A 327-nucleotide genomic window follows, 5' to 3' on the forward strand; every position below is an offset into this window, starting at 1 on the left:
CTCTTACCGGTATCTTATCAAGAAGCATTTGTACAGCCTTGATTTTAAATTCGGAAGAGTAGTAGGTTTTTTTAGTTTTAACATTCAGGCCATCTTCACCTTGTGCCTTATAGTTTTCAATCCATAAGCGGATGGTTTGGAGATCTACATTAAATTCTTGTGAAAGGATTTTATATCCTTTACTTCCCTCTAAATAAGCTTGAATGACTTTTAATTTTAACTCTTTTGAATGCTTCGGAATTGGCATAGAGCACACCTCATAAGTTTTAAAAGTCTAACTTATGGGGTGCAGTTCAGAACGGGAGGGGGACACCTTCGGGTGTGCTG

1 protein-coding gene is annotated in these 327 nt (G+C 37.6%); it reads right to left on the reverse strand.

All coding sequences use genetic code 11. The features are described 5' to 3' along the window. Positions 1–247: helix-turn-helix domain-containing protein (locus J690_RS23535; protein WP_032038881.1), on the reverse strand; the 247-nt coding region annotated here is incomplete at its 3' end. Positions 248–327: the final 80 nt, after the last annotated feature.

It is taken from the genome of Acinetobacter sp. 742879, assembly GCF_000588535.1.
In the GTDB taxonomy this organism is placed as follows: domain Bacteria; phylum Pseudomonadota; class Gammaproteobacteria; order Pseudomonadales; family Moraxellaceae; genus Acinetobacter; species Acinetobacter pittii.